An 8,555-nucleotide genomic window follows, 5' to 3' on the forward strand; every position below is an offset into this window, starting at 1 on the left:
TCCAGCTCCGAGCGGCACTGCCCCTCCAGTGGCCCGAATCCGCGCTCCACCAGTTCCGGTACCGGCGGGCCGGTGCGGGCCCCAAGGGTCTTGGCAATGATCTGCGCGCTTTCCTGGGCGCGGCCCAGCGGGGAGGCCAGGACCACATCCCAGCCCTCATCGGCCAGCCGGGCGCCGACCGCGCGCGCCTGTTCCCGCCCGGTCGCGTTGAGCGGGATGTCCGTCTGCCCCTGCAGCCTGCCTGCCAGGTTCCAGTCGGTTTGTCCGTGTCGAACCAAAGCCAGTGCACCATTCATACTTCTTGAGTCTAGCCAGTACAGCCGGTGGCGCTGAATCCCCCAGGGTGCGGATGGCCGGATGGGGCCTGTGACGCGCCGCGCAATCTTTCGACGCACAACTTGGGTCACATTCACACATGTTGAGACACTGGGGGTAACCATCCCGAGCGGCCGAGAGATCTGGTTCGATGACGCCGCAGCAACCTGCCACAGCCGGTGGATACGGTGCTACCGCCAGAAACGATGGAGCTGTCTTCGGCCATAGGGCCAGTGCAGTGAAGACAGACATTGATTCCGGGATATTGCCTTGATGGCCCTCCCGGCCAATGCCGCGGTGGGCCGGAAGACGAGCCGATAAGGAGTCACGCCACCATGGCCGACCACAAGTTTGGATTCCGCACCCGTGCCCTGCACGCCGGCGGAACCCCCGATGCCGAACACGGCGCCCGCGCGGTGCCGATCTACCAAAGCACGTCCTTCGTATTCAAGGACACCGATGACGCAGCGAACCTATTTGCGCTGCAGAAGTACGGGAACATCTACTCCCGCATCGGCAACCCGACAGTGGCCGCCTTCGAGGAGCGCATGGCCTCCCTGGAGGGCGGGATCGGCGCGGTGGCCACCGGTTCGGGCATGGCGGCGGAGTTCATCACCTTTGCCGCGCTGGCCCAGGCCGGGGACCACATTGTCGCCTCTGCGAAGCTCTACGGCGGGACCATCACCCAGCTGGATGTCTCACTGCGCCGCTTTGGCATTCAGACCACCTTCATCGACTCCAACGACCCGGCCGATTTCGAGGCCGCGATCGGGTCGAACACCAAGGCGGTGTACACCGAGGTGGTTGCCAACCCCTCCGGGGACATTGCCGACCTGGCCGGGCTGGCCGCGGTGGCGCACCGCCACGACATTCCGCTGGTGGTCGATTCGACGCTGACCCCGCCCTACCTGTTGCGTCCGATCGAGCACGGCGCGGACATCGTGATCCATTCGGCGACCAAGTTCATCGGCGGTCACGGCACCACCCTGGGCGGGGTGGTCATCGAATCGGGCACCTTCAACTGGGGCAACGGGAAGTTCCCCACCATGACCGAGCCGGTACCCAGCTATGGGAACGTCTCCTGGTGGGGCAACTTCGGGGAGTACGGGTTTTTGACCAAGCTGCGCAGTGAGCAGCTGCGCGATTTCGGCCCCTCCCTGCCGGCCCAGTCCGCGTTCCAGCTGCTGCAGGGCGTGGAGACCCTGGCCCAGCGGATGGACGCACACCTGGCCAACGCCCAGCAGGTGGCCCAGTGGCTGGAGGCCGATGACCGGGTCAGCTACGTGAACTATGCGGGCCTGGCCTCCCATCCCCAGCACGAGCAGGCGCGCAAGCTGCTGCCGCTGGGTGTGGGTTCGGTCTTCAGCTTCGGAATCAAGGGCGGCCGGCAGGCCGGGGCCAAGTTCATCCAGGCCCTGCAGCTGGCCAGCCACCTGGCGAACATCGGTGATGCACGCACCCTGGTGCTGCACCCGGGGTCCACCACCCACCAGCAGCTGAGCGAGGAGCAGCTGCAGGCGGCAGGGGTGCCGCAGGACCTGATCCGCCTGTCGGTGGGCCTGGAGGATGTCGAGGACATCATCTGGGACCTGGACCAGGCACTGAGCGCCGCCCAGCAGCCGGAGCCGGAGCACCAATTCGAGATGCCGTCCTATGACGCGGCGGCCTGCGCCGTGCCGGCCGGGAAGGGAGCGAACTAATGAGCACCGCACTACGCACCTGGCAGGGCCCCAGCGCCGCGCAGCGCCTCCAGATCCTGCGCGAGACCACCTCGATCGCGATCGTGGGGGCCTCGAACAAGCCCTCGCGGGCCAGCTACTTCGTGGCCACCTACCTGCTGTCCTCCTCAAACTACCGGGTGTACTTCATCAACCCGGTGGTGGACGAGATCCTGGGCCAACCGGTCTACAAGTCGCTGGCGGACCTGCCCGAGACCCCCGACCTGGTTGAGGTCTTCCGCAAGCATGATGACCTGCCCGGGGTGCTGGACGAGGCCCTGGCCGTGGGGGCCAAGACCCTGTGGCTGCAGCTGGGTTCCTGGCACGAGGAGGTGGCCGAGCGCGCCGAGGCCGCGGGGCTGAATGTGGTCATGGACCGCTGCGTGAAAATCGAACACGCCCGATTCCACGGCGGGCTGCGCCTGGCCGGGTTCAACACCGGGGTGATCTCCTCCAAACGCCAGCTGCTGGCCTAGCGCTTGACCGCTGCCCCCGCCACGGCCGCAGGCTGCCGGCCCGGCCGGGCGGCGGACCCGGCAAACAGTGATTGACAAATATCAATCGGGTCGGTGACGATAGACAAATCACCGACCCGAGGAGTGCGCCATGGGCGCCAAGCCATTCGCCGCGATCCGCCTGCTGCGGCCCTTCGCGCGCCGCGACTACACCGTGTTGGCGTGCGCCCTGGTGCTCTCCACCCTGGCCCACGGCATGTGGGCGGTGGCCATGGTCTACCAGGTGCGCCAGCTCGGCGGCGGTCCGGTGCAGCTCTCCAGCGTCGCCACGGCCACCTCGCTCGGCCTGATTGGCCTGGTGCTGCTGGGCGGGATCGCTGCCGACAGGTACTCCTGCCGCAAGATCCTGCTGCTGGTGGAAACCGCCTCACTGCTGGTGATGAGCGCCACGGCGGCGCTGGCCCTGACCCACAGCCTGCAGCTGTGGCACCTGGTGCTGGCCGGGTTCCTCTCCGGGGCCGGGGCCGCGTTCTTCTATCCGGCCTATTCGGCACTGCTGCCGCGAATGCTGCCGGCCGCCGAGCTGCTGGCGGCCAACGGCATCGAGGGCACGGTGCGCCCGGTGGTGCAGACCGCGTTGGGTCCGTTGGCGGCCGGGGTGCTGGTGGCCTCGGTTTCCCCCGCCCACGCGATTGCCGGGATTTCGGTAACCCACGTGGCGGCCCTGCTGACCCTGCGCCGCATTTCCCATGCCCCGGCCTATGACCGGCCCGCCGGTGGCAGCGGGCAGCAGGCCGGGGGTGGCATCATCCACCAGCTGCGGGAGGGCGTGGGCTACACGGTGGGCACCCCGTGGCTGCGCTGGACCCTGCTGTTCGCGGTGGTTGCGGTCTTCACGTTTATTGGGCCCTTCGAAGTACTGCTGCCCTTCGAGGTCAGCGACCGGCTGGGCGGGGACGCGACGGACTTCGCCTCCGCACTGGCCGCCTACGGCGTGGGCTGCGCCCTGGGGTCAATGGCCACCGCCACGCTGCGCATGCCCCGGCGCTACCTGAGCATCATGATGGCCTGCTGGGGTTTTGGCTCCCTGCCGCTGGTTGCCGTGGGCTTCGTCCCGGCCCTGTGGTGTCTGGTGATCCTGCTGTTCATCGTGGGGCTGACCGACGGGATTGGGCAGGTCACCTGGGGCACGCTGCTGCAGCGGCGGGTGCCGGCGCACCTGCTCGGCAGGATTTCCAGCCTGGACTTCTTCGTCTCCCTGGCCCTGATGCCGGTCTCTATGGCCGTCACCGGACCGCTGAGCCAGCTCGTTGCGCCGCGGGAGATCTTCATCTTCGCGGGCCTGGCCTCCCCGGTCTTTGCCGTCATCGCCTGGTGGTGCGGCCGCTTCTGGCGGGACGAAATCGCCCACCCGCTGGACGAGGGCGCCCCGGAACCAGTGGCCCCGCAGGGCGAATAAGAGCCCCAAAGCACAGATAAGCAAACATAACGCCAACTTTTGCCCCCCAAATGTCTTGACGATGCCACACAAACAGGCATAAAGTCATACAAACACAGATCACTGTGGGTCAGCTCACGCACACGGGAGGCAGGAATGTTCGCCGAAGAGAGACACCGGCTCATCACCGAAGCGGTGGAAACACACGGGAAGGTCTCCGTCGCGGAACTCTCCGAACGTTTTGCCATCACCCGTGAAACCGTCCGGCGGGATTTGGCGCTGCTGGAAACCGACGGCCTGCTGCGCCGGGTGCACGGCGGGGCGGTCGGACTGGCCGCGGCCAGCACCCGGGAGCAAAGCCACAGCGACCGCAGCACCCTGCACGCCGAGGCGAAGCAGGCCATCGCCCGGGCCGCACAACAGCTGCTGCCCTCCGCGGGCGGTTCGATCATGCTGGATGCCGGCACCACCACCGCCGAGCTGGCCGGCCTGATCGCCCAGCAGGGTGGCGAGGACACCTTGGTGATCACCCACGCCCTGCCGATCGCCGCCCGCATCAGCGCGAACCCGCAGCTGGCGCTGGAATTCATTGGCGGACGGGTCCGGGGACTGACCAGTGCGGCCACCGGGGCCGGAACCGTAACGGCCTATGCGCGGCTGCGGGCGGATTTGGCCTTCGTGGGCACCAACGCCCTGCACGCCGATTTCGGCCTCAGCACCCCCGACCCGCTGGAGGCCAGCGTCAAGGCCGCCATGGTGGCCAGCGCCCAGCGCGTGGTCGTGCTGGCCGACGCGACGAAACACGACGAGCTGACCCTGGTCCAGTTCGCCACCCTGGACCAGGTCGACACCCTGGGCACCGACCGCGCGCCGGCCGGCGCACTGGCGGCCGCCCTGGAGGCGGCCGACGTGGACGTGGTGCTGGCATGATCCTCACCCTGACCATGAACCCGGCCCTGGACCAGACGGTGGAGCTAAGCTCCGCGCTGGCCCCGGGACAGGTGCAGCGCGCCGCAGCCAGCCGGGTGCAGGCCGCCGGCAAGGGCGTGAACGTGGCCCGTGCCATTGCCCAGGCCGGCCAGCCGGTGCTGGCCGTACTGCCCGGGGCGGCCCACGACCCGCTGGTGCGGGCGCTGGAAGCCGACGGGCTGCCGCACCGGGCCATCCCCATCGACCAGCCGTTGCGCACCAACATCACAATCACCGATCCGGACGGGACCACCACCAAGATCAACGAGCCGGGCCCCGCACTGGACGCACCAGCCCTGGAACAGGTCACCGAGGTGCTGTGCGAGCTGGGTGCCTCGGCCCGCTGGGTGGTGCTGGCCGGGTCCCTGCCGCCGGGAGTCGCCCCGGATTTCTACGCCCGGCTGTGCGCCACCCTGCGCAGCAGGCTCGCCGACCGCGCCCCACGCATCGCGGTGGACACCTCCGGCGCCCCGCTGGCCAGCCTGTTTGCCTTTGATGCCAACCACCTGCCGGATCTGATCAAGCCCAACGCCGAGGAGTTGACCGAATTGATCGCCCAGGATTCGGCCCTGGGGTTCGAGCAGTCCCCCAAAGAGGCGGCCCGCGCCGCCGGCTACCTGGTGCAGCGCGGGGTGGGCACCGTGCTGGCCACCCTCGGCGCGCAGGGCGCCGTGCTGGCCACCGCCGAGGGCTGCTGGCTGGCCCGGCACGCGCCGGTGATCCCGCGCAGTACGGTCGGGGCCGGGGACTCGGCCCTGGCCGGGTACTTGATCGCAGAATCCACCGGTTCGGACCCGGCCGGAAGCCTGGCCCACGCGGTGGCCTACGGCTCGGCGGCCGTCGCCCTGCCGGGTTCCACCATCCCCTCCCCCACCCATCTCACCGCCGACGCGGTCAGCGTCGACGGACCGTTCTAAGTCAAGGATGCAGCCATGACCGAACTGATCAACCAGCATCTGGTGAGCCTGGACACCTCCCTGGGTTCCAGCACCGACCAGGTCATTGACGCGCTGGCCGCGCTGGTGGCCAGGCAGGGCCGGGCCAGCGACGCCGTGGCCCTGGCCGCTGACGCCAAGGCCCGGGAAGCGAAGACGGCCACCGGGGTTCCCGGCGGCATCGCCATCCCGCATTGCCGCTCGGCCGCCGTGACTGCGCCAACGCTTGCGATGGCCCGCCTGGCCCCGGCAGTGGACTTCGGGGCCAAGGACGGACCGGCGAACCTGGTGTTCTTCATCGCCGCCCCGGAAGGGGCGGACAAGGACCACCTGAAGCTGCTGTCCACCCTGGCCCGGGCCCTGGTGAAAAAGTCCTTTACCACGGCGCTGCGCGAGGCCCGCGAGCCAGGACAGGTCGTGGAGCTGATCGACGGGGTGCTTTCCGGGACCCCGGCCCCGGCAGCGCCCGCCGCGCCGACCCCGCAAACCCCCAGCACCGCACCGGAAGCCGCTGGCGCCCAGCAGGAGCCCGGCGCACGCATCGTGGCGGTCACCGCCTGCCCCACGGGCATCGCCCACACCTATATGGCCGCCGATTCGCTCGCGCAGGCCGCCGAGGAGATGGGGGTGGACTTCGCGGTGGAAACCCAGGGATCCTCCGGCTCCACGGCCCTGGACCAGCAGGTCATTGACCGCGCCGACGCGGTGATCTTCGCCGTGGACGTCGATGTGCGCGACCGCTCCCGCTTCGCGGGCAAACCGGTCATCCAGGTGCCGGTCAAGCGCGGCATCGACGAGCCGGAAGCGTTGCTGCGCCAGGCCATCGCGGCCGCCACCGACCCCGCGGCGCGGCGGGTTCAGGCCGGCACGCCGGAAGGATCCGGGCATCAGGACCCGCGCGGCGGTCAGCGGGAATCATTCGGTGCCGGGCTGAAGCGGGCCCTGCTGACCGGGGTGTCCTACATGATCCCCTTCGTCGCCGGCGGCGGGCTGCTGATCGCCCTGGGCTTCCTGCTTGGCGGCTACGACATCACCGACGTGGCCGATGACATCCTGGGAACGAACACGCTGTTCAACCTGCCCGCGGGAGGGCTGGGCGCCTACCTGGGGGCGGTGGCGTTCAAGATCGGTTCGCTGTCCATGGGCTTTCTGGTCCCCGCGCTGGCCGGGTACATTGCCTACGCCTACGCCGATCGGCCGGGCATCGCCCCGGGCTTCACGGCCGGCGCCGTCGCCGGGTTCATGGGCGCCGGGTTCCTCGGTGGCATCGTTGGCGGGGTGATCGCCGGTCTGGCCTCCCGCTGGATCAGCTCCTGGAACGTGCCCAAGTGGGCCCGCGGGCTGATGCCGGTGGTCATCGTGCCGCTGCTTGGCTCCATCATCGCCTCCGGGCTGATGTTCCTGTTCCTGGGTGGCCCCATCGCCCGGCTGACCGACGCGTTGAACCTGTTCCTCTCCTCAATGAGCGGCACCGGGGCCGCGCTGCTGGGGCTGATCCTGGGCCTGATGATGGCCTTTGACCTGGGCGGGCCGGTGAACAAGGTGGCCTACGCCTTCGCCGTGGCGGGGCTGGGCACCGGCTCGCTGGAGAACCCGGCCCCATGGATGATCATGGCCGCGGTAATGGCCGCGGGCATGGTGCCGCCGCTGGCCATGGCCCTGGCCACGCTCATCGCCCCGAAGCTGTTCAGTCCGGCCGAGCGGGAGAACGGCAAGGCGGCCTGGCTGCTGGGCGCGGCCTTCATCTCCGAGGGAGCGATTCCCTTCGCCGCCGCGGACCCGCTGCGCGTGATCCCCGCGTCCATGGTCGGTGCCGGGATCACCGGGTCGATGGTCATGGCCTTCGACGTGGTCAGCCAGGCCCCGCACGGCGGGATCTTCGTCTTCTTCGCGATGCAGGGCAGCTGGCCCATGTTCCTGGTCTCCACAGTGCTCGGCACGATCGTCTCCGGCCTGCTGGTGGTGGGACTGAAGAAGTATGTGCGCAAGGGCGCACCGGTCAAGACGGAGGTGGCGGCATGAGCCGGCAACAATCCCAGATAGTGCACGGTGTAGGGGTCAGCGCGGGCCGCGTGATCGGTCCGGTGCGCCGGATGCCCGCACCCCTGGCGGCCCCACCCGAGGGCGCCCCGCTGCCCGAGGGCAGCAGCGTCGAGGAGGAAACCGCGCGGCTGGCCGAGGCCACCGGGCGGGTGGCCCAACGGCTGAAGGAGCGCGCCGCGCTGGCCACCGGCGACGCCCGCGCGGTGCTCAAGGCGACCGCGCTGATGGCGGCGGACAAGACCCTGCTCAAGTCGGCCAGTGCCCTGGTCGCCTCCGGAACCCGCGCCGAATCGGCGATCTGGGAGGCCGCCGACGCGGTCGCCACCCAGCTCAGCGCGCTGGGCGGGTACATGGCCGAGCGGGCCACGGACGTGTTGGATGTGCGCGCCCGCATCGTCGCCGAGCTGCGCGGGGAACCGGCGCCGGGCATCCCGGACGAACGGCAGCCCTTCGTGCTGCTGGCCGAGGACCTGGCCCCGGCCGACACCGCCACCCTGGACCCCTCACGGGTGCTGGCCCTGGTGACGGCCGAAGGCGGACCGCAGTCCCACACCGCGATCATCGCCAGGTCGCTGGGGCTGCCGGCCGTCGTGGCCGCCCGGGACAGCCAGCGGCTCGCAGAGGGGCAGGAGGTATTCGTGGACGGGGTCAGCGGACAGGTGATCCCCGACCCGGGGCAGGC

8 protein-coding genes and 1 riboswitch are annotated in these 8,555 nt (G+C 69.6%); of the genes, 7 read left to right on the top strand and 1 reads right to left on the bottom strand.

Annotation, left to right across the window (positions count from 1 at the left end; translation table 11 throughout):
- On the bottom strand, positions 1–296 hold a 296-nt coding region (locus RCJ92_RS13775), incomplete at its 3' end, for a histidine phosphatase family protein (RefSeq protein ID WP_446754843.1).
- A 137-nt stretch (positions 297–433) separates the two neighbouring features.
- Positions 434–528: riboswitch (SAM riboswitch) on the top strand.
- Between the two features lie 122 nt (positions 529–650).
- On the opposite strand from RCJ92_RS13775, the gene RCJ92_RS13780 reads away from it, so the two are divergent.
- The 7 genes from RCJ92_RS13780 to RCJ92_RS13810 all read left to right on the top strand — a co-directional run.
- Positions 651–2,015, top strand: a complete 1,365-nt coding sequence (locus tag RCJ92_RS13780; protein ID WP_138174531.1) for an O-acetylhomoserine aminocarboxypropyltransferase/cysteine synthase family protein — start codon at positions 651–653, stop codon at positions 2,013–2,015.
- Complete coding sequence (locus tag RCJ92_RS13785; protein WP_138925489.1) at positions 2,015–2,509, top strand: CoA-binding protein; 495 nt, start codon at positions 2,015–2,017, stop codon at positions 2,507–2,509. The genes RCJ92_RS13780 and RCJ92_RS13785 overlap by 1 nt, the downstream gene beginning before the upstream one ends.
- Before the next feature lie 130 nt (positions 2,510–2,639).
- Entirely contained in the window at positions 2,640–3,947 is a 1,308-nt protein-coding gene (locus RCJ92_RS13790) for an MFS transporter (protein ID WP_138925488.1), read from the top strand.
- 135 nt (positions 3,948–4,082) lie between these two features.
- Complete coding sequence (locus tag RCJ92_RS13795; RefSeq protein ID WP_446754844.1) at positions 4,083–4,856, top strand: DeoR/GlpR family DNA-binding transcription regulator; 774 nt, start codon at positions 4,083–4,085, stop codon at positions 4,854–4,856.
- Positions 4,853–5,812, top strand: coding sequence for a 1-phosphofructokinase family hexose kinase (locus RCJ92_RS13800; RefSeq protein ID WP_138925487.1), 960 nt, complete (start codon positions 4,853–4,855; stop codon positions 5,810–5,812). Before RCJ92_RS13795 ends, RCJ92_RS13800 begins: the two co-directional genes overlap by 4 nt.
- A gap of 15 nt (positions 5,813–5,827) precedes the next feature.
- On the top strand, positions 5,828–7,852 hold the full coding sequence (locus RCJ92_RS13805; RefSeq protein WP_446754845.1) for a PTS fructose transporter subunit IIABC: 2,025 nt from the start codon (positions 5,828–5,830) through the stop codon (positions 7,850–7,852).
- Positions 7,849–8,555: PEP-utilizing enzyme (locus tag RCJ92_RS13810; RefSeq protein WP_446754846.1), on the top strand; the 707-nt coding region annotated here is incomplete at its 3' end. The genes RCJ92_RS13805 and RCJ92_RS13810, both read left to right, overlap by 4 nt.

The sequence above is a fragment of the Glutamicibacter sp. BSL13 genome (genome assembly GCF_052928425.1).